Below are 19,452 nucleotides of genomic sequence, written 5' to 3'. Positions count from 1 at the left end.
CTTGTCGTAATTAAGAATAGATCTAGCGCCGACATAAAGTCTAATCGTGTTTTTTTGTGTTATTTGATCACTTTTTTTTATCAAAAAGCCATGTTCGTTCTCTGGTCATATTCCTCTGCAATTTGAAGAGCTAATTTTGCAACCTGATGTACGGTATGATCCAGCGGGTCATTTAAGTAAGATGCCGTGAAAATAAGGTCATTCGGAACCCAGCCTGGATTAAAAGGAATGAGGCGCTTTGTTTCAATAAATCGCTGAGCAAGTTGTATGGGCAGAACACCAACGCCAATGCCGGCAGCGATCATTTCGAAGGTGGTTGACAGTGACGTAGATGGAAAAACCTGCCCCACTTCTCGATAACGTTGCATAAGTTCAGACATGAGTTCTTGATAAGGGCGAGAGAGCCTAGAAAACGAAATAATGGGTGTGCTGCCTAGATCCTGATTTTTAGTCGATGGATGACAGAACCAGCCAAGTTTAAACGAAGGTAAGATGATGTTTTCGACATTCCCCTCAGATAGGGGGCCCATGAGAATGACGACGTCCATATTTCGGCTTAATAGTTGATCACGTAAATTCATGGTTATATCGACAGAAAGCTCAACAACCAGCTTTGGGTAATGTTTTCTGAGAGCTGAGAGAAACTCAGATAACCAGGATTGCGCAATGGTTTCTGCCACGCCGATTCGTAATGTGCCCTTTACTTCTTCTGATGGTGTTAATTCTGCTCTTATCTGTGACAGGTAGCTTTCCACTCGTTCTGCATGTGACCTTAGTAATAAGCCTTCTTTTGTCAGCACAACACCGCTTTTTTGGCGATCAAACAGTTTAATTCCCAGCTCTTCTTCTAATGCTGAAATTCTTGCCGATACAGCCGGTTGAGATAAGTTCATTTGCTTGGCAGCTCTTCTTACTCCGCCTAACTTTGCGACCCAAAGGAAGGTTTTTAATTGGTCGAAATTCATATTTAGGGACTCTTTATTTTTGCATTTTCTATACAGGTGATCGGTTTTTTTTATCACTTTAGAAAGAAAATAGCGAATTGACTTTATCGCTTGGTCGTTCAACACTGAACTCAGCCTATCTGAGGACAATTTGTCTTTTGAGGTATATAAGAAAAATTTGTCACTAACAAATTCACAAAATAGGACAGGATTATGACTAAGCAGAATATATGCAGAACGAGTATTCCCTTTATTTTAGCGGGGGCGCTTTTCGCAGGTAAAACCGTTGCGGGAGAGTCGCTTTCTATTGTTGGTAGTTGGAGTAGTTTGCCGCTTTATAAGCAATTCGAACAACCTTTCTGGACCAATACACTCCCGAATGACAGCAAGGGCGAATTTAGTGTTTCCATGACAACCCATGATCAAATGGGAATTGGTGGTGGTGATGTTTTTCGTATGTTGGGTGATGGCGTTTTTGATATTGGTATGACAGTGGGTGACTATGCTGTTGCTGATGCGCCTGCATTAGAAGGTCTAGATGTTCCTTTAGTTGCTAATACCGCAGAAGAGGTGCATAAAATGGTCAATGCGGCTCGCCCAATGGTCGGAAAAATTTATGAGACCGCCTTCAACTCTAAAGTATTGGCTATTGTTCCTTACCCACCACAAGTCGTGTTCTGTAAGGCCCCAGTGTCGTCTCTAGATGATTTGTCTGGTTTGAAAATACGTGCTTCGGGTCGAATGACGGCAAAATTCTTAGATGCGTTAGGTGCGCAAAGTGTCAATATTGGCTTCGGTGAAGTCCCTGGCGCTTTACAGCGTGGTGTTATCGATTGCGCTGTTACAGGTGCGGGATCAGGCTATAGTGCGGGTTGGTGGGAAGTAACCACTACATTGATGACCATACCTCTAGGTGGATGGGATCCTGTGGTGACTGCCATTAACTTAGATAAATGGAACGACCTTTCAAGCGAACAACAAGCATTTCTTCAGGCTGAAGTGGCGACCAAATTTGAAAAACCAGTCTGGGATTCAGCACAGAGTGATCTTGATCAAGATGTGGCTTGTTTAACCGGAAATGGTGAGTGTAGCAAAGGGCCAAGCCATAGTATGGCACTGGTTGAACCCAGTGATGCAGATCTGGCCCATGCTAAAAACATACTGACCTCCAAAGTCTTACCTGACTGGGCCGACCGTGCTGGTGATAGCTGGGTCAATGAGTGGAATGGTAGCGTAGGCAAGACGGTTGGTCTTCAAGTCTCTGCGACTGGAGGCTAGTCGCCATGATGCGCATTATTGATTACTTAAAGCGTATCAATAATGGAGTGGCGATTGCTGCAGGCCTAGTGTTATTGGCCTGCATTCTCCTCATTCTTGTTGATATCCTGTTGCGAGAATTTGGCATTAGCTTTGGGGGCTCTGAAGAAATTTCAGGTTATGTCATGGCATCTGTCTCTAGTTGGGGGATTTGCTATGCATTAACAGAAAAAGCGCATGTACGTATTGATATTCTAAGAAACAAAAGTAAGGCACCTGGACGCTCAATTGCAGATCTTATTGCGCTCAGTGCTACCTCATTTGTAGCCTTATATGCCGCTTATTATGTTGTTCCTGTTGTTGAAAAAAGCTTTCAGCGTCAGTCACTTGCTAATACTTCATTAGAGACACCACTGATTATTCCTCAATCTATCTGGATGGCTGGTTGGATATGGTTTGCTGTCACTTCATTGGCGTTGCTGGTTTGCGCTGTTTGCTTGGTCGTTCAGCATAAATATGACCAAGTCGATGACATCATTGGAACGGGGACTGAGTCATGATTCCTTTTACGTTTTTTGGTCTATTAGGGCTGCTCTCTTTATCTATCCCTGTTGGTATTGTGTTATTCCTATTGGCGTTTGGCATAGACGAGTTTTTTAGTCCATTTCCTTTAATGCGAGGGTTAGGTCAGGTTCTATGGTCTTTTTCTAATCACTCAACGCTTATTGCAGTGCCTTTGTTTGTGTTGATTGGTGAAATTTTATTGCGCAGTGGGGTTGCTCAGAAAACCTATGGTGCACTGAATGCTTGGGTTTCTTGGTTGCCGGGTGGTTTGATTCACGCCAACATTGCAACAGCGACCATGTTTTCGGCGACGTCGGGTTCTTCTGTTGCAACAGCGGCTACGGTAGCAACCGTTGCAACACCACAAGCGGAAAAACTAGGTTACGACCAACGTTTATTCACTGGCTCTATTGCCGCTGGTGGCACCTTGGGTATTTTAATCCCGCCTTCTATTAACCTGATCGTCTATGGTTTTTTGACTGAAAGTTCTATCCCCAAGCTTTTTCTTGCAGGCATTGCGCCTGGCATAGCTATGGCGCTGATGTTTATGATAGTTACTGTCATCATTTGCTCCCTTTGGCCTAGTTTAGGAGGGCCAAAGCAGCATAGTAGCTGGAAAGAAAAGTTTGTCGCGTTGAAGTCTCTTTTGCCCGTGCTTATTTTGTTGTTCAGCATAGTTGGTTCTATTTATCTTGGTTGGGCCACACCAACTGAGGCCGCTGCCATTGGTGTGTTAATTGCGCTTGTTCTTGCGTTGGCTTATAAGGCATTTTCGAAGCAAATGCTGCTCGACAGCTTATCAGGAACCATCCGTATTACAGCCATGATCATGTTAGTGGTATTAGGGGCTTATGTCCTTAATTTTGCTTTAACAGCGGCGGGTGTAGGTCGGACATTACAGCAAATGTTGGCAGGTCTTGGGCTAAGCGCGATAGCGACTCTATTGATCATTGTCTTAATGTACATAGTGTTGGGGTTCTTCATTGAAACCTTGTCGCTGATGGTGGCGACTATTCCTATTGTGGTTCCAATTATTGTTGAGCTGGGCTATGACAAAATTTGGTTTGGAATTTTAATGATCATTTTAGTTGAGATGGCATTGATTACCCCGCCTGTTGGTTTGAATTTGTACGTTGTGAATTCTGCTCGTAAGAACGGCAAGATTGCAGATGTTGTTATGGGGAGTTTGCCTTATGTTGGCGTGATGATCCTGATGATTATTCTATTGATTGCCTATCCAAGTATTTCTCTTTATTTACCTGATAATTTCTAAGGATTTTTATGTTTTTTAATGTTAATGGATCAACGAAACAGTTTGATATTAAGCATTTAGTGATTGCTGGGTGGACAGCGCGAGACATGGCATTTGTTCAAGAACATATCGACGAGTTAGCTGAAATTGGTGTGGCTCCACCGTCGACCGTGCCTTTGTTTTACCGTGCTTCTAACTTGTTAGTGACGCAGGAGTCGACAGTTGAAGTGTTAAGTGGTGATACGTCTGGGGAAGTTGAGCCATTAATTATTAAAGCGCAAGGAAAACTGTGGTTGGGTGTTGCTTCGGATCATACTGATAGAAAGCTAGAAGCCTATTCTGTTGCCCATTCAAAACAAGTATCGGCAAAGCCTGTTTCTTCCTCACTATGGGATTTTGAAGAAGTGGCTGATCATCTGGATGAATTACTTATCGAATCTTGGGTGGATGAAGGCGAAGGTTGGACACAATATCAAAAAGGTTCGTTGGCAAATATCCGCCCATTGATGGAATTGGTAGAGAAGGGGGAGTTGTCTGAAGGCAGTGCTATGTTGTGTGGAACTTGCCCAGCGATTGGCGGTGTGCGTCGCACAGAAAAATTTCGTATGAGTATTCATGACCCGATATTAAATCGTACTATTTCATGTGAATACATCACCAAAGAATTACCCGTAGTGAGCTAATGTATGACGAACCCAAATGGTCCTATTTTTATTTGGCAAGGTCGAGAACTAGAGTCAAAGTGGCAGAATGCTCTAGAGGTTCTTGATACCAAAGGGAAAGCTGTTTTCACTGAGCTTTTTGATTATGTTAAGCCGCAACAGGGGGCGCTTAACGGAGCGATTGTTTCGATTAAAGACCTGTTCCAAGTAGAAGGTTATAAGACGCGAGCTGGGTCGATTTTTATCGATCAACAGCGGGCTGACCAAGATGCTGCCGCTGTTGCATTATTGAGAAAGGCGGGTGCTAGTTTCTTGTGCCACACCAATATGACAGAGCTGGCGTATTCTGGATTAGGATTGAACCCGCATTATGGTACGCCAGATAACCCTATTAAGCCCGGTCGTATCACTGGAGGATCAACGAGTGGTGGAGCGGCGAGTGTTGCCTTAGGTGCTGCTGATGCTGCACTTGGCACTGATACTGGTGGCTCTTTGCGTATTCCTGCTGCATTTTGTGGTTTAACGGGTTTTAAGCCCTCTCAGGAAACGGTGTCGAGAGAAGGCTGTTTGCCATTGTCGGACTCGCTTGATTCGATAGGCCCTATTACAAAAACAGTCGATGAATGTGAATTACTGTGGCATATATTGTCGGCAACGGATAGCACAAAAACGTCTGCTATAAAGAGCGATACAGAGCTTTCTCAAGTGACGTTAGTTGTACCAAATAACTTCGGTATGAATGACTTAGACGCATTGATTGAAGAGGGTTTCAATCAGGTATTAACACGCCTTGAGAAGGCTGGCGTTGTGATTGAAAGGCGGTTTATTCCTGCATTAGAAACATACAAAACATTACCAGTATGGCAGTTTTCAGCGTATGAAAGTAAGGCTTATTATGGAAAATGTTATGCTATGGATAAAGAAGAAATTGACCCTAGAGTTGCTTCCCGCATAGCGCGTGCAAATACTATTAATGCGGAGGATTTTCTGCAGACTCAATACGCTCGAAATGACTTTATTCAGCAAATGGCACAGGAAGAGCCTAATACTGTTTTTGTGTTACCAACCGTGGCTGTTACGGCGCCTAGGTTGTCTGATTTAGAAAAAGATGCTGAATACGATCGTTTGAATTTGTTGTGCTTACGCAATACATCGTTAGCGAATGTGCTAAATGGCTGTAGTATTTCTTTGCCATTTAGCTTCCAGCAGGAACCCATGGGACTTATGCTAACAGCAAGTAATGGCATGGATCAGCTATTATTGAATTTGGCGAAGCAATTGGAACCTATTGTGATCGCCTCGCAGTCAGTTTGATTTTCTATCAATTTTGGAATGCTTACCTTGTTAAAAGGTGAGCTTTTTATTTAGGTGGCGCCATTGGAGTGTTGTGTTTTGTCGTATTCTTGGGCTGCGCTGCATGCGACATTCGTGGCCACTTCAGCCAATGGGTTAAAAGGCTCATCTGAATAAGAAGCGGTGAATTTGAGATCGTTGGGTGTCCAAACGGATCTGAGTTTACGCAAGTTTCCTGTTTCTAATTCCTTGGAAATCATTATGTTTGGCAGTGTGGCAATGCCAACGGCATCAATGGCTAAACTTCGGCAAGCCGCTAATGAGGTGGAGGCAAAAAAATGGGCAGGCGGGCCTTCTAACTCTCTAAATTTCTGGCTGATTTCTACATAGGGCTTGGTGGCTTTTGCGTAGGTAATAATTGGCCATTTTGTCAGTTCTTCTAAGTATAATAGGCGGTCAGGTAAGTCTAGCTTAGGGCTGGCTACCCAAGAGAGGGGAAACGTACAAAGTTCTCGATTAATGATGTTTGGTTCAGAAATCGGTCCCATTAATAAGCCTAAATCCAAGGAACGATCTTTTATGCCTATGGTGATGTTGGCAGTCACATCCACCGTCATTTCGACATCTAGGTTAGGCATCTCTTTATGTAATCTAGATAAAAAGTCAGGCAACCAAGTGTTTACTATTGTCTCTGATACCCCCAAACGCAGCACACCAGAATAAGCCGTAGAAATGGCTGCCCGTTTTCGTAATTGCTCGGTTTGATAAAGGATTTTTTCAATATAAGGGAGGAGTTCTTTGCCTTTGGAGGTGAGAACGATAGGACTAGAGCCACCTTCACGGGTGAATAACTTAACGCCAAGTTCTTCTTCTAGTCCGGCAATACGTGCTGAAATAGCCGGTTGTGTGGTATGGAGCCGTTCCGCTGCTTTGCGAAAATTGCCTAACGTGGCGACCCAGACAAAGGTTTCTAAGCGCTTGTAATTCAATTGTCACTCCAAGTTTTAAATATACGGTTTATTGATAAGAGAGTATAAGGGCTCTAGCGCATGAGCAATCTTTTTATAACAAGGATTTATGATCACTTGTATGGCGTAAAGCTTGTGTTAGTTTTAGACAAACTAAGAGGATTATGAACAGATGAATAAGCTGTTTTCGTTATTGTTGAAAGGCATTGTGGCGGTGTTGCCCATTGGTCTGACTGTTTATTTGATCTATTGGTTGTTGGCGACAGGTGAAGCCATTGTTAGACCTATTATTCTGTGGCTAATTCCTGATGGTTTTTATTTTATCGGCTTAGGTTGGGTTGCCAGTGTTGGCGCTTTAATTTTGATTGGCTTCCTAGTGAATCTCTACGGCATTCGCTATTTAGTGGCGCTAAGTCACAATGTTTTTGAGCGTATCCCCTTGGTGAAATCCATTTATGGTGCGATCAAGGACATGATGATGGTCTTTAACCTCGCCGAAAAGAAAGAAATGAAAAGCGTGGTATCACTCGAATGGAATGGTGCTCAAGTGATTGGTTTCATTACAGGGGAGCAAACTGGTAAACAGTTATTTGGGGATCAGAATTTAGTCGGAGTCTATGTACCGCTAAGCTATCAGATAGGTGGTATTACTTTGTATATTTCGCGTGATCGTTTAACCGAGCTTGATATAGGAGTAGAGGAAGCCATGCGATTGACGTTAACGGCAGGCGTTCAGAGTAAATCTGAGTCATAAATATGCGTAGCGCGTTTTATCACGGCTTGAATGGGCGAATCTCCTTACAAATTTACTTAGAGTCATTGGTGATAGGAGCAAATTTCTTTATCATGCACTTCTTTTTCCGTGATGTTGGTTGGTATGCAAGAAGTGGCGAAAATGCAAAAAACAGTCATTGTTGTTGGTGCTGGCCCTGCAGGGTTAATGGCGGCAGAAAGTATTTGTGCTGCAGGTCATCAAGTCCATGTTTATGATGCAAAACCTAGTGCTTGTCGTAAGTTCTTATTGGCGGGCGTTGGTGGCATGAACATCACCCATTCTGAAGCCTACCCTGATTTCATTTCTCGCTATTACGACAAAGCTGATTGGCTAGATGACGCCATACGTCAGTTTGATGCGGATGCCTTATGTGACTGGATTCATGGTTTGGACATTGAAACCTTTGTTGGTAGCTCTGGTCGAGTGTTTCCAAAAGACATGAAAGCCGCGCCCTTGTTACGCAACTGGTTAAAACGCCTACGTGAGTCTGGTGTGGAATTCCATATGCGACACAAGATGGTGGCGATGGAGAACAAGCAAATAACCTTTGATCACAATGATGAACAAGTTATTGCAAATGCTGATGCGGTTGTTTTAGCCATGGGCGGTGCAAGTTGGCCCAAGTTAGGGTCAGATGGCGCGTGGCAAGCTGTTTTGTCCCGCTCTGGTATTGCGATAGAGCCACTTCAAAGTGCTAACTGTGGGTTCTATAGTGAGTGGAGCGATCACTTAAAAACCAAGTTTGCTGGTTATCCACTCAAGGGCATTGCTTTCTCTTTTACCCTGAATGATGGAGGTGTTGTGTCAAAGAAGGGCGAGTGCATCCTTACTCAAGATGGCATGGAAGGCAGTTTGATCTATGCTTTTTCTAAGTACATAAGGGATGAAATTAATGAATCAGGCACCGCGTCACTCTTGATCGATTTTTTACCACTACAAAGCACAGAGCAACTTATCAAAAAACTGGGTAAGACCAAGCCGAAGGAATCCTTTAGTAAATACCTCAAGCGTACTCTCGGCATTAGTGGTGTTAAAAACGCCTTGTTGCATGAGACTTTTCAAAAAGAAGACATGCAAACACCCGAAAGCTTAGCTCGTTGTTTGAAAGCCGTCCCCGTTAGCTTTTATAAAACTAAACCGATTGAAGAAGTGATTTCCAGCGCGGGTGGTGTATGTCAAAACAGTGTTAATGATCAACTTATGTTGCAAACGATACCAGGTGTTTTCTGTGCCGGTGAAATGTTGGATTGGGAAGCGCCAACAGGAGGCTATTTGTTAACAGCTTGTTTTGCGACAGGGCGTTTAGCAGGACAGGGGGTGTGTCGTTGGTTAGCGGACACTAACTAACGCTCTATATTAGGGTTTTGTGTTGTACTATCATGACGGAGAGCTTACCTGAGAGGCACTTTTAACAGGTTGAGGCAGAAAGTAAGGTTAGAAATTAGCTAGGAAGGATAAAATTTATAACAGGAAATGTGCGCTTAAAAAGGCCGCAAAATGCTACTCATACCATTGTACGGCCTGCCTATTAGTTGTCTTGGATTAAGGCGCGATGGGCCCCGACTCCCGCCATAACACCAGCAGCAGATGCAAAAGTGGCATTTTGTATGGGATTAACGGTATCTCCTGCGGCGAATAACCCCGTGATATTAGTTTGTTTCATGTCATCGGTTTTGATCACCAGCCCTAACGGGCCTTCTTCAAATTCACAGCCAAGTTGCTCAGCGAATGAATTGGTCATATGGGTTTTAGGTGCCACGAAGATGCCAGCAATCTGAATGGTGCGACCATCAGCAAGGTAGAGGCTGGTTATTTTGGGCGGTCGACCAAGGACTTCAATCACTTCAGTACGTTCTATGGTAACGCCCCGTTTGAGTAAGAGTGTTAACTGCTCCTCATCCGGTTCAAATTTACCTTGGGTGAAATAGGTTGTCGGTCCCCAGTCTGGCAGCATAGCGGCTTGATGAATGGAATGAGGGCTGGTGGCAATGACCCCCAAGGACTGATTTCTTAACTCATAGCCGTGGCAATAAGGGCAATGAACAACGGAGGCTCCCCAACGTTCTCGTAAACCGGGAATATTGGGGATCTCATCTTTTAGACCGGTTGCCAGAATCAACTTCTTGCTGTTTATCGTCTGGTTATTACTTAAGGTGACATGAAATAGGTCATCTACTTTTAAGGCGGCCGTGGCGGTGTCTTCAATCATGGTAACTGTGGGGTATTTTAGCAATTGGCGCTGTGCTTCTTGTTGGATTTGATAAGGCGATATGCCATCCAGTCCAAAAAATCCGTGAGACTGGTGAGCGAAGCGATTACGTGGCTCGCCAGCATCAATGACGGTGACCTTTCTTTGTCCACGAGCCAGCTGCATCGCCGCTGATAAACCCGCAAAACTCCCCCCTATGATAATAACTTCTTCAGGCATATTTTTATCCTCAGTCAATGCAATTTAAGAAACATCATAAGTTACATGAAAGCGCAAAGTCAACACATGAAACTTTTATTGTTTCGTGAAATCTTGAGGTAGAATGCGTTACAGATTTTGTAGACAGAGGTAAGTCATGAGAAAAGACAGCCGTTTATCACGCATGTTGCATGTACTGATTCATATGGATCGTTTGGGAGGCCCTGCGACATCGGAACGCATTGCAAAGATGCTGAGCACGAACCCTGTTGTCGTAAGACGCACCATGGCGGGATTACGACAACAAGGCTATGTCACCTCTGTTAAAGGGCATGGTGGTGGTTGGTCCTTGGCGATGCCATTGAATAAGATTAGCTTGCTGGATATCCACAATGCACTAGGCGAAAGCTCTGTGTTTACTATTGGATTGTCTGATGAGTACACCCACTGTCCAATTGAGCAAGCCGTTAACAAAGCCATTAATGATGTTTTAATTGAGGCGGAGTCTCTGTTATTAGAACGCTTTGGTGAAGTCACGCTGGACGTTTTGGCTGAAGGGATTGCTGACTTTCTTTCCCCTTCTTTTACTAAGGATAAGGGCTGTTAAATGGCCCACTTTTTTGGCCTTACACCTGTATGTAATTGCGACCGTTATCCAGCGTGAGCCAGCTTAACGACTGCTGACATAAACTGACAGTTCTGCTATTTAGCATAAGGAATAACAGGTATAGGCTGTCGTCAATGTCTGTTTGAGTGTGATTTTTACTAAAGGGAATAGTATGGAGCTTTCAAATTTTCCGATTTTTTATGTAGATGATGTACAAGTAAGCGTGGATTTTTATCGTCCACTTTTCGAGCGAGACCCTGTAGATCAGCAAGGCAGTTTTGCGCTTTTTGTCAGTGAGTCAGGTAACAAGTTTGGTTTGTGGGCTTGGCAGGATGTGTTTCCTAAAGCTAATAAAGTGGCTCATGCCAGTATGGAAGTCGCCTTTGAAGTCAGTAATTTAATAACGCTACAAATTCATTATCGCAAATGGTCTGAGCTGGGCGTTGAGATGATTCAAGGCATGAGTGTTACGGACTTTGGCACAAGCTTTATGGCATTAGACCCTGATGGCCACAGATTAAGAGTCTTCTGCTACGAGAAATAACGAATGAAGCAGTCCGCCTAAATGTAGTTTTTTTGTACTTAAATGAAATGTCAGCTAATTTTTCAATTCAATTATTTCGTATTTGGAAATTATGGATTAACTGAACGTATATTGATCAGCTTGGTTCCTAAGCCTAGACTGTGTGCAATTCCATTGGTGCTCAGTAAATCAATTTGAACCAATTAAACTAATTTACGAGGTGTTGCTTATGCTCCCAACTTATTTTATTTCCCATGGTGGTGGCCCTTGGCCTTATGTGGAAGAAATGCGCGCTATGTTGGCGACTCTTGAAGTGGCCTTGGCTGACATGCCCAATCAGATAAAAGAAAAACCAAAAGCTATCTTGATGATTTCTGGTCACTGGGAGCGTAACACCTTTGGTGTTCAATCTAATCCAGCTCCCGGTATGGAATACGACTATTACGGTTTTCCTCCACATACTTACGATGTTAAATACGCGGCACCGGGTTCGCCAGAAGTCGCTTCAAGAGTGGCTGAGTTAATTAAAGGCGCGGGCTTTTCCGTAGAGCTTGATGACAAAAAGGGCTTCGATCATGGTGCTTTTACGCCCATGGAAATCATGTACCCAGAGGCTGATATGCCGCTAGTGCAATTGTCTTTGCAGTCTAACTTAGACCCAGAAGAGCATTTAGCATTAGGTCGAGCGCTTAAGCCATTGCGTGATGAAGGTGTGTTGATTATTGGCAGTGGCTTGAGCTACCACAACTTAAGACAGTTTGGTGTTCAAGGCAAAGTGCCATCCGCAGCATTTGATGCATGGCTTCAAAAAGCCGTGATGGAATCAACGCCAGAACAAAGAACACAAGCGTTAACTGATTGGGAAAAAGACGCGCCTTTTGCACGGGTTTGCCACCCAAGAGAAGATCACTTTATTCCGCTTATGGTAGCGGTTGGGGCTGCAGAAAGCGCCAAAGCGACCTGTGTTTATCATGACGCCAATGTATTTGGAGGCGTGACAGCCTCCAGTTTTCGATTTGATTAACCTTTTAGCGATGTCGCTCTGATCTTATCGTCAGGCCTTTATTGAGTTTCCCTTTTTTCCAGCCCTTGTTATGCAAGGGCTGGTTTTTTTTATAGCGCGCTTGTTGCTTCCCTACCAACTTCGGCTTCATCGATAATTTCTTTTTCCTCTCTTGAGCCTTTTAACCACTCCTGCATTGCTGGGTGAGCCAGCATGGTATTGATATAAGCTTTTGAGGCGTCTGACATTTCTACGCCGTAGGTCGCAAAGCGAAACGCGACTGGGGCGAAGAAAACATCCGCTAAGCTGAATGTGCCGAACAGGTAGTCGCCATTTTGGGTGTTTTCAGAACGTAAGCGAGACCAAGTTTTATCTAAGCTTGCGATTTCTTTTTTGGCTACGCCTGTTAATTCAATACTGCGTTTTGCGCGGCAGTTCATTGGCATTTCATTACGAATTGCAAATAATCCCGAATGCATATCGGCGACGATTGAGCGTGCCACCGCACGTTTGTTTTTGTCCTCAGGCCAACCTTTTCCGTTTAGGTAGTTTTCGTTTAGGTATTCACAAATGGCGAGGGAGTCCCAGACACTCAAGTCGCCATCGACTAATACAGGTACTTTACCAACTGGAGAGTGCTTGGCCAGCTCCGTATAAAACTCGTCGCTAAATAGTGTTAAGTTGATTTCTTCAAAAGGAATATTGAAGGCTTTTAACGCCAACCAACCCCGTAAAGACCAAGATGAATAATTTTTGTTGCCTATGATGAGTTTCATGTGGCTGCCTTCCTTTCTGATACTTGTTGTTAATGAAATATATTGTTGCAGCTTGTTTTCTTAACGACTAACGAATAGTTTTGATAGTTCCTATTTCAAACCTTGATAGATGATTCATTATGGATATTGATTCCCTTCGTAGCTTCATTGCTTTTGTCGATACTGGCAGTTTTACCCGTGCGGCTAAGCAGACTTTTCGTACTCAAAGTGCCATCAGTATGCAGATGAAAAAGCTAGAAGAAGAAACAGGGCATGTATTGTTTGTTAAAGAAGGCCGAAACCTTGGCCTGACGGAGCAAGGGCAGCAATTGGTGAGTTATGCGAGAAGGCTTGTTTCCTTACACGATGAAGCGTTAGGGCACTTTTCATCTCATCTTCAACATCCTCCATTGACGATTGGCTGTCCTGACGATTATGCCGAATCTATTTTGCCTTCTATTGTGGTATTGATTCGTAAATTCTTACCTCAGCAGAGTATACGAGTCGTGTGTGATAGCAGTACGCAGCTACGTTTGATGTTAGACCAAGGTAAGGTGGATTTGGCTATTTTGACCCGTTCACCAGACGCTGAGGAAGGCTATTTGCTAAAACACGATTCAGGCGTCTGGGTGAAAGGAGAGAAGGCTTTTGTGGAAGGCAGAATTGAACACCAAGACCCCTTGCCTTTAGTGTTATATGAGCCAGATTGTAAGTTCCATAGCGCAGCGATTGATGGCTTAGAAAAACAAGAGCGAAATTACCGATTATTGTGTAGCAGCTCCAGTGCAACAGCCATTAAAAGCTTGTTGAGAAAAGGACAAGGGATCAGTGTAATGGCACGATCAAGTGTGTCTTATGGCATAGAAATCATTCAAAGTAACCGTTTGCCAGCGTTGCCTTCCGTCGATATTGTACTGGCCGTCGCACCTGTCCCTCACCCTTTGTTTGCTTCCCATTTAGCGGCGGATATTAGTCAGCGCTTTTTCAAACAGAATGAAGTCATTGCATGACCTTCATTTTATGGGCTCAGATAAAGCATTTTAGAAAGGTTTAATCAAAATTAAGCACCAGCGAAAGCGCTTCCCAAATGCTGGTTGTGGCACGGCTACGGTAGTTTCGTCCCAAGCAGACGAGGTTGATTGGATAGGTATCTGGGTTACTCCAATCTGTTAATACTGGAATAAGTGTTTTTGCTTCGACTTCCTTCTGAACATAAAGTGGGTCGATCATAATAATACCTAAGCCTAAACGGGCCATTTCGACTAAGGCTTGGCCGTTATCTGTGTTGATTTGGCTGGCTACTTTAATACTTTTAGTATCGCCATTAGCTTGTTTAAAGAACCAATGATCTAACGTAATACTATTGTTTTTAAATAGCATGCATTGATGGTCTTTTAATTCATCTGGATGAATTGGCGCATTGCGTTCCTGTAAATAGGTTGGGCTTGCGTACCAACCCCAGCGGTGTTCACCAATTTTTCTTGCGACGAGTGATGAACTCGGTAAATCGCCTATTCTGATGGCGATGTCTACTTGCTCTTCGATCAGGTCGACATACGTATCACTCAAGCTCAATTCCAACGAAATATTAGGGTATTGCTTTCGAAGTTGTTCAAATAAAGGCAATAAGTAGTTTTGACCTATCAGTGATGAGCTACTTATTTTTACCTTTCCCGATGGCGTTAAATCCAAATCTTCCATGACGCGCTGAGAGTCTTCTATCATTTTTTTTAGCGGTTGGCTGGCTTGTAATAGTGACATGCCCGCCTCCGTTAAACTTAATTTACGTGTACTGCGCTGGATGAGTCTTTGTCCTATGTGTTCTTCGAGCTGCTGGATTTTTTTACTGACTGAAGATCGTGGTAAGTCGCATTGGGTGGCGGCCGCTTGGAAGCTTCCTAGGCGGATAACTTCTTGAAATAGATACAGGTGGGAAAGGTGGTTCAGTAGGCTTTTCATGGGTGTACCTTATCAGGCGAAGCGGCAGAGTAAATAGGCAGAATAGTCAAAGTGAACAGGAATAAAAGTTCTAAAATGGAAACTTTAAGTTTCTATATTGGTGTCTAATGAGAAACTAATGTCTCCTATAACATGTCTTTTTCTTATTTAGTTAGGGTAAATAGCATGACTCAAAAAACATTTTTAATCACAGGGGCGACTTCGGGCATTGGTTTCGCATTGGCGCAACATTGTATTGATGCAGGACATAGGGTGATTATCACGGGAAGGGATCAAGTTAAATTGGGCCGAGTCTCTAAAGAGCTTGGTGTCACGGCTTACTTTGTAGACAACGCTAATCTGGAGCAGATTCGTCAATTGGGTGAAAGCTTAGTTGCTGAGGGTGTCATGTTAGATGGTGTCGTACTCAATGCTGGTATTTTTTATCCTGATGCTTTTGTTGAAACCACGCCAGACGCTTTTGATGCCACGATGGCGATTAACACCAAAGGGCCCTTTTTTACACTACAGACATTGTTGCCAAGTCTTAAAAATCCAGCGAGTGTGGTTTTTATTTCTAGTATTGCTGTGACAAAAGGCTTTGAAGGCTGTGCCGTTTATGCGGCAAGCAAAGCCGCGTTTGAAGCGGTAGTGCGTGTGGCGAATATGGAATTGGCTGGTCGAGGCATTCGTATTAACTCTGTGCGACCGGGTGTAACGGCAACAGAAATCCAAGCTAAAGCAGGAATGACGAAAGAGCAGGAAGCATTGTTGTTTGATAGCCTGCGAGAGACCCCATTAGGGCGTGAATTAATGGCAGAAGATCATTTAGAAGCGATTATGTATTTATTAGGTGATGGTTCTAATGCATTACGTAATGCGGTTATTGAGGTAGAAGGCGGTTATCTTCTTTAAGCTGCATTCTTTAAACAAAAAAGCGAAACCATGGCTGGTTTCGCTTTTTATTAATTTCTATTTCTTACTCTTTATTTCTTAAGAACGAGGACTAAGAATTATAGAATTTCAGCAACCTCATCAAATGCTAGGCGAGGTCCACGTGGGTGGAAACCTTCAGGTTTACCATAACCTATATTGATGATGAAGTTTGTTTTGTATTGACCATCAGCAAAGAAGGCTTCATCAACCGCAACAGGGTTGAAGCCACTCATTGCACCAACGCTCAAGCCTAATGCACGAGCCGCTAACATGACGTAAGCGCCTTGTAAGCTGCTGTTACGGAATGCAGTAGAGTCCGTAAGAGCTTGGTTGCTTTCAAACATAGGTTTTGCATCGTATGCTTTGAATTGTGTTGGCAAATGATTGTAGAACTTAGAATCAAACGCAACGATAAGTGTTAGAGGAGCGTTACGAGTTTTATCTGCGTTGCCTGGAGCCATTGCTGGTAAAAGCTTTTCTTTGCTTTCTGGGCTGTTCAAGAAGACAAAGCGCGCTGGCTGAGTGTTCATGGACGTTGGGCCCCATTTGCATAGGTCATAAAGCTCTTTGATCGTCTCTTCACTAATTGGTGTGTCTAGAAACTCGTTGTAGCTTCTTGCTTCCAGAAATAATTGATCCAATGCGTTTTTGTCTAGTGGTGTGCTCATAATATCTCCGTTATTCACTGGTGATGAATATTAAAATTATTAAATCTGCTTGATTGATCACTTTTAATAGAAAGAGTATACAGCTCAAAACCACACTCATTTAGATTAAAATAAGAACATATTTGTTTCAATATCTGAACAATTCAGCGTCGAGAGTATTACTTAAATAGATGTTTTATGTAAGAGATACTGACGGAACTTTAGCGCTAACCAGTCGCCATACTAACCTTTTTGTACGTACTTACGTTTAGTCGGTTCAGTGTTATATTCACTATTATCAATACATATCGGAGATAAATTATGACTGTTGCAATCACCGCCGCAAGTGGACAATTGGGTCGTCTTGCCATTGAAAACCTTAAGACTCGTATCGGAGCGGAGAAGATTGTTGCCTTAGTGCGAAGCCCAGAAAAAGCCGCAGATTTAGGTGTTGAGGTGCGGGCGTTTGATTTTACCAAACCCGAAAATCAAGTATCAAGGTTAGAGGGCATTGAAACGCTTGTGCTGATCTCAATAGGCCCGTCACCTGAGCGTGTGAAGTGGCACACAAATGTGATCCATTCCGCTAAAACAGCCGGGGTGAAACGCATCATTTATACCTCGATGTTAAAATGCGATATTTCCCCGATTTCTATCATGCCGGATCACAAAAATACAGAGGCAGCGATTGTTGCATCTGGCTTGGCTTATACTCTGTTACGTAACCCATGGTACTTTGAAATCTGGACTCGTACTCTGGGGGCGGCCATTGAGGCCGGTGCTCTGATCAGCACCATTGGCGATGGCAAGGTTACTCCCGCTGCTCGCCATGATCTGGCTGAAGCCATAGCCTCGGTGGCGGCTGGCGATGGCCATGAAAATCAGATTTATGAGTTGGGTGGGGATGAGGCGTTTACCTTTGCTGATTTTGCGGCAGAGTTGTCTCGACAGATTGGCAAGGATATCCCTTATAAAAACCTTTCTCAGGCAGCCTATGAAGAGGTACTTAATGCATCTGGAATGCCTGCGCTCCACGCTAAGATCATTGCCGACGCAGAGCATAATGCAGGGCAAGGCTGGTTGTTTGATGGCAGTAAAACCTTGTCGCGCCTGATTGGGCGTCCAACAACATCACTTAAGCAGGCTGTGGCGGCTGCGTTAGCCTAAGGGGGTTAACAGGGTGATTGACTCCCTCGCTCATTTCATACTATGACGAATATGGGCGAGGGATTGGTATTCTTATTCAGATCTTCCTTAACGTAGGCTAATAATTTGCCAGTTTCTTTCTTTCGCCGTTTTTTCCAAAATAGGGTCTGGATCAACGGCAATAGGATAGTGGGCTTTTTCAAGCAGTGGCAAGTCGTTGTGGGAGTCGCTGTAGAAGTAAGTATCTTCCATTGGGAAACCATGTTCTTTAGCCCACTGCTCGGCGCGAATCACTTTTCCCTCTCTAAAGGTCGGTGTGCCGACGAGTTCGCCTGTGATGTGGCCGTCTTTTATTTCTATATCGATGCCAAGGGCATGTTTGACGCCTAAATGATGGGCGATAGGTGCGACAAGGTGTATCCCTGTGGCGGAAATAATCACCACTTCATCACCAGCATCATGATGCTTTTTAAGTAAAGCATTGGCTTTTGGCAGTGTCATATCAACAATCACATCAGATATAAATGTTTTGATAAAGGCATCAAGTTCGTCAGAGTTGAGGTGAAACAGTGGTGATAAGGTATAGCGCATGTATTTGTCTAAATCTAAAACGCCATTATCGTAATCTTCCATGTACGCAAGATTGACCTCAAGGAAGTCATCTGGAGTGGATAACTGGCTTGCTGTCATGTATTCAGAGAATGCTTGTGCAGTATCACCTGCCACTAATGTGTTATCTAGATCAAAAAACGCCAATGCCATGTCGGCTCCTTGTATAAAAAATGTGTGTTATACACGTAAAAATAATTAAGCATCTCTTTTTATGAGGAAGAAATGCTTTATCCGAGTGCGACCGCTATCAATCCAATAAAAGTGATGGAAACACCAATGATTTTTGGAAGTTTTAATGACTCTTTAAAACCAATAACCGCGAATAATACACCCAAAGGGATGCTGAATTGTCGGAAGGCAACCACATAGCTCACGTTATCGACAAACGCCATGCTGAGTATGACAAGCGCATAAGTGCCTAGCATTAGGCCACCTGTGAGTAAGGCGGCTTGCCACTGGTTTTTGATTAAGAGGTTAATTTCTGTGCGTTGTTTTTTCGTAATGATGACAAACCAGAGCATCCAGAAAACCGCAAAAGTACTTTGTAAAGTGACATAGACCAAAGCCACTTCGCTTGCACTGGCAATGGCTTCTCCTGCGTCATTGGTTAAACCTCGCATTAACTGAGTTGCTTGGTTGTCCACTAAGGAATAACCCGCCGTAGCAAAGGCGGCAACGATAGCAAATGCGGTGGTTCGGTTCTGATAGTTTGCAAACTTAAATTCATTAAAGCTTTGTAGGGGAATAAATAAACAGCCAAAGAGAATCAATACAATGCCAACCACTGCCTGAACAGATACATTGTCTTGTTGCCCTAAAAAAAAGCTAGTGATGCAGACAATAATAAGAGGAGATGAACGGGCGATAGGGTAAGCAATCGACATATCTCCAGCTTTATATGCTTCCGCTAATCCCCATAAATAGAACGACTGGAAGAGCCCTGTCATAAACAACAAAATGATGATGTTTTTATCAAAAGCTTGAACCAGCTCCCAATGGATAAACACCATAGGAGAAAAGATCAACGCGCCTGCCACCATGGTTAGGAAGAAAAAACCTAATGTCGGGCTGCTTTTTTTGCCAAAAAAGTTCCAGCCCGCATGCATGAAGGTAGAGATAAGCACCAAAATAATGGCGGTGATCGTCATCTAATGTGAGTTCCT

Annotated in this window: 21 protein-coding genes; 13 read left to right on the top strand and 8 right to left on the bottom strand. The window is 43.5% G+C overall.

Translation table 11 applies throughout. From position 1 onward, the window contains the following. Positions 1-80: 80 nt before the first annotated feature. On the bottom strand, positions 81-965 hold the full coding sequence (locus I8J31_RS00305) for a LysR family transcriptional regulator (protein WP_199466194.1): 885 nt from the start codon (positions 963-965) through the stop codon (positions 81-83). A gap of 192 nt (positions 966-1,157) precedes the next feature. On the opposite strand from I8J31_RS00305, the gene I8J31_RS00300 reads away from it, so the two are divergent. Genes I8J31_RS00300 through I8J31_RS00280 form a run of 5 tightly spaced genes read left to right on the top strand, consistent with a single transcriptional unit; the run spans position 1,158 to position 5,993 of the window. After that, complete coding sequence (locus I8J31_RS00300; RefSeq protein WP_199466193.1) at positions 1,158-2,222, top strand: TRAP transporter substrate-binding protein; 1,065 nt, start codon at positions 1,158-1,160, stop codon at positions 2,220-2,222. Positions 2,223-2,227: 5 nt separating this feature from the next. Beyond that, entirely contained in the window at positions 2,228-2,761 is a 534-nt protein-coding gene (locus tag I8J31_RS00295) for a TRAP transporter small permease subunit (protein WP_199466192.1), read from the top strand. Beyond that, positions 2,758-4,038: a TRAP transporter large permease gene (locus I8J31_RS00290; protein WP_199466191.1), complete on the top strand. Its 1,281-nt coding sequence runs from the start codon at positions 2,758-2,760 to the stop codon at positions 4,036-4,038. The genes I8J31_RS00295 and I8J31_RS00290 overlap by 4 nt, the downstream gene beginning before the upstream one ends. Before the next feature lie 8 nt (positions 4,039-4,046). After that, positions 4,047-4,700 carry a DUF2848 domain-containing protein gene (locus I8J31_RS00285; RefSeq protein WP_199466190.1) on the top strand — a complete coding sequence of 218 codons (654 nt, stop codon included), beginning with the start codon at positions 4,047-4,049 and terminating at the stop codon, positions 4,698-4,700. A gap of 3 nt (positions 4,701-4,703) precedes the next feature. After that, positions 4,704-5,993, top strand: coding sequence for an amidase family protein (locus I8J31_RS00280; protein ID WP_199466189.1), 1,290 nt, complete (start codon positions 4,704-4,706; stop codon positions 5,991-5,993). 50 nt (positions 5,994-6,043) lie between these two features. On the opposite strand, the gene I8J31_RS00275 is transcribed toward I8J31_RS00280, so the two are convergent. Continuing rightward, positions 6,044-6,961, bottom strand: a complete 918-nt coding sequence (locus I8J31_RS00275) for a LysR family transcriptional regulator (protein WP_199466188.1) — start codon at positions 6,959-6,961, stop codon at positions 6,044-6,046. Between the two features lie 151 nt (positions 6,962-7,112). On the opposite strand from I8J31_RS00275, the gene I8J31_RS00270 reads away from it, so the two are divergent. Both I8J31_RS00270 and I8J31_RS00265 read left to right on the top strand, forming a co-directional pair. Then, entirely contained in the window at positions 7,113-7,694 is a 582-nt protein-coding gene (locus I8J31_RS00270; RefSeq protein ID WP_199466187.1) for a DUF502 domain-containing protein, read from the top strand. A gap of 141 nt (positions 7,695-7,835) precedes the next feature. Then, positions 7,836-9,062, top strand: a complete 1,227-nt coding sequence (locus I8J31_RS00265; RefSeq protein WP_233402516.1) for a TIGR03862 family flavoprotein — start codon at positions 7,836-7,838, stop codon at positions 9,060-9,062. Between the two features lie 181 nt (positions 9,063-9,243). Here the strand turns inward: I8J31_RS00265 and I8J31_RS00260 are convergent, their stop codons facing one another. Next, a complete protein-coding gene (locus tag I8J31_RS00260) occupies positions 9,244-10,143 on the bottom strand; it encodes an NAD(P)/FAD-dependent oxidoreductase (protein ID WP_199466185.1) in 900 nt (299 codons plus the stop codon). Positions 10,144-10,279: 136 nt separating this feature from the next. Here I8J31_RS00260 and I8J31_RS00255 point away from each other — a divergent pair, with 136 nt between their 5' ends. The 3 genes from I8J31_RS00255 to I8J31_RS00245 all read left to right on the top strand — a co-directional run bounded on the left by I8J31_RS00255 (position 10,280) and on the right by I8J31_RS00245 (position 12,276). Continuing rightward, a complete protein-coding gene (locus tag I8J31_RS00255; protein ID WP_199466184.1) occupies positions 10,280-10,729 on the top strand; it encodes an Rrf2 family transcriptional regulator in 450 nt (149 codons plus the stop codon). A 172-nt stretch (positions 10,730-10,901) separates the two neighbouring features. Further along, the gene (locus I8J31_RS00250) at positions 10,902-11,273 is read left to right on the top strand and encodes a VOC family protein (RefSeq protein ID WP_199466183.1); all 372 of its coding nucleotides are present in this window, start codon (positions 10,902-10,904) and stop codon (positions 11,271-11,273) included. Between the two features lie 208 nt (positions 11,274-11,481). Further along, entirely contained in the window at positions 11,482-12,276 is a 795-nt protein-coding gene (locus tag I8J31_RS00245) for a DODA-type extradiol aromatic ring-opening family dioxygenase (protein ID WP_199466182.1), read from the top strand. A gap of 89 nt (positions 12,277-12,365) precedes the next feature. On the opposite strand, the gene I8J31_RS00240 is transcribed toward I8J31_RS00245, so the two are convergent. After that, positions 12,366-13,031 (bottom strand): glutathione S-transferase family protein, encoded by a 666-nt coding sequence (locus I8J31_RS00240; RefSeq protein WP_199466181.1) that lies wholly within the window; start codon positions 13,029-13,031, stop codon positions 12,366-12,368. A gap of 119 nt (positions 13,032-13,150) precedes the next feature. Between I8J31_RS00240 and I8J31_RS00235 the strand changes: the two genes are divergently transcribed. Then, a complete protein-coding gene (locus I8J31_RS00235; RefSeq protein WP_199466180.1) occupies positions 13,151-14,020 on the top strand; it encodes a LysR family transcriptional regulator in 870 nt (289 codons plus the stop codon). Positions 14,021-14,060: 40 nt separating this feature from the next. Here I8J31_RS00235 and I8J31_RS00230 read toward each other — a convergent pair whose 3' ends face one another. After that, positions 14,061-14,969 carry a LysR family transcriptional regulator gene (locus tag I8J31_RS00230; protein ID WP_199466179.1) on the bottom strand — a complete coding sequence of 303 codons (909 nt, stop codon included), beginning with the start codon at positions 14,967-14,969 and terminating at the stop codon, positions 14,061-14,063. A gap of 165 nt (positions 14,970-15,134) precedes the next feature. Here I8J31_RS00230 and I8J31_RS00225 point away from each other — a divergent pair, with 165 nt between their 5' ends. Beyond that, positions 15,135-15,863, top strand: coding sequence for an SDR family NAD(P)-dependent oxidoreductase (locus I8J31_RS00225; RefSeq protein WP_199466178.1), 729 nt, complete (start codon positions 15,135-15,137; stop codon positions 15,861-15,863). Positions 15,864-15,961: 98 nt separating this feature from the next. Here the strand turns inward: I8J31_RS00225 and I8J31_RS00220 are convergent, their stop codons facing one another. Then, positions 15,962-16,552, bottom strand: coding sequence for a malonic semialdehyde reductase (locus I8J31_RS00220; RefSeq protein WP_199466177.1), 591 nt, complete (start codon positions 16,550-16,552; stop codon positions 15,962-15,964). Positions 16,553-16,852: 300 nt separating this feature from the next. On the opposite strand from I8J31_RS00220, the gene I8J31_RS00215 reads away from it, so the two are divergent. Then, the gene (locus I8J31_RS00215; protein WP_199466176.1) at positions 16,853-17,698 is read left to right on the top strand and encodes an SDR family oxidoreductase; all 846 of its coding nucleotides are present in this window, start codon (positions 16,853-16,855) and stop codon (positions 17,696-17,698) included. An 87-nt stretch (positions 17,699-17,785) separates the two neighbouring features. Here I8J31_RS00215 and I8J31_RS00210 read toward each other — a convergent pair whose 3' ends face one another. After that, the gene (locus I8J31_RS00210; protein ID WP_199466175.1) at positions 17,786-18,439 is read right to left on the bottom strand and encodes an HAD family hydrolase; all 654 of its coding nucleotides are present in this window, start codon (positions 18,437-18,439) and stop codon (positions 17,786-17,788) included. A 77-nt stretch (positions 18,440-18,516) separates the two neighbouring features. Continuing rightward, entirely contained in the window at positions 18,517-19,437 is a 921-nt protein-coding gene (locus I8J31_RS00205) for an EamA family transporter (RefSeq protein WP_199466174.1), read from the bottom strand. Positions 19,438-19,452: the final 15 nt, after the last annotated feature.

Source organism: Marinomonas transparens (assembly GCF_016463975.1).
GTDB lineage: Bacteria > Pseudomonadota > Gammaproteobacteria > Pseudomonadales > Marinomonadaceae > Marinomonas > Marinomonas transparens.
The sequence above is the reverse complement of the archived record's forward strand: the minus strand, read 5'-3'. Positions and strand labels throughout refer to the sequence as shown.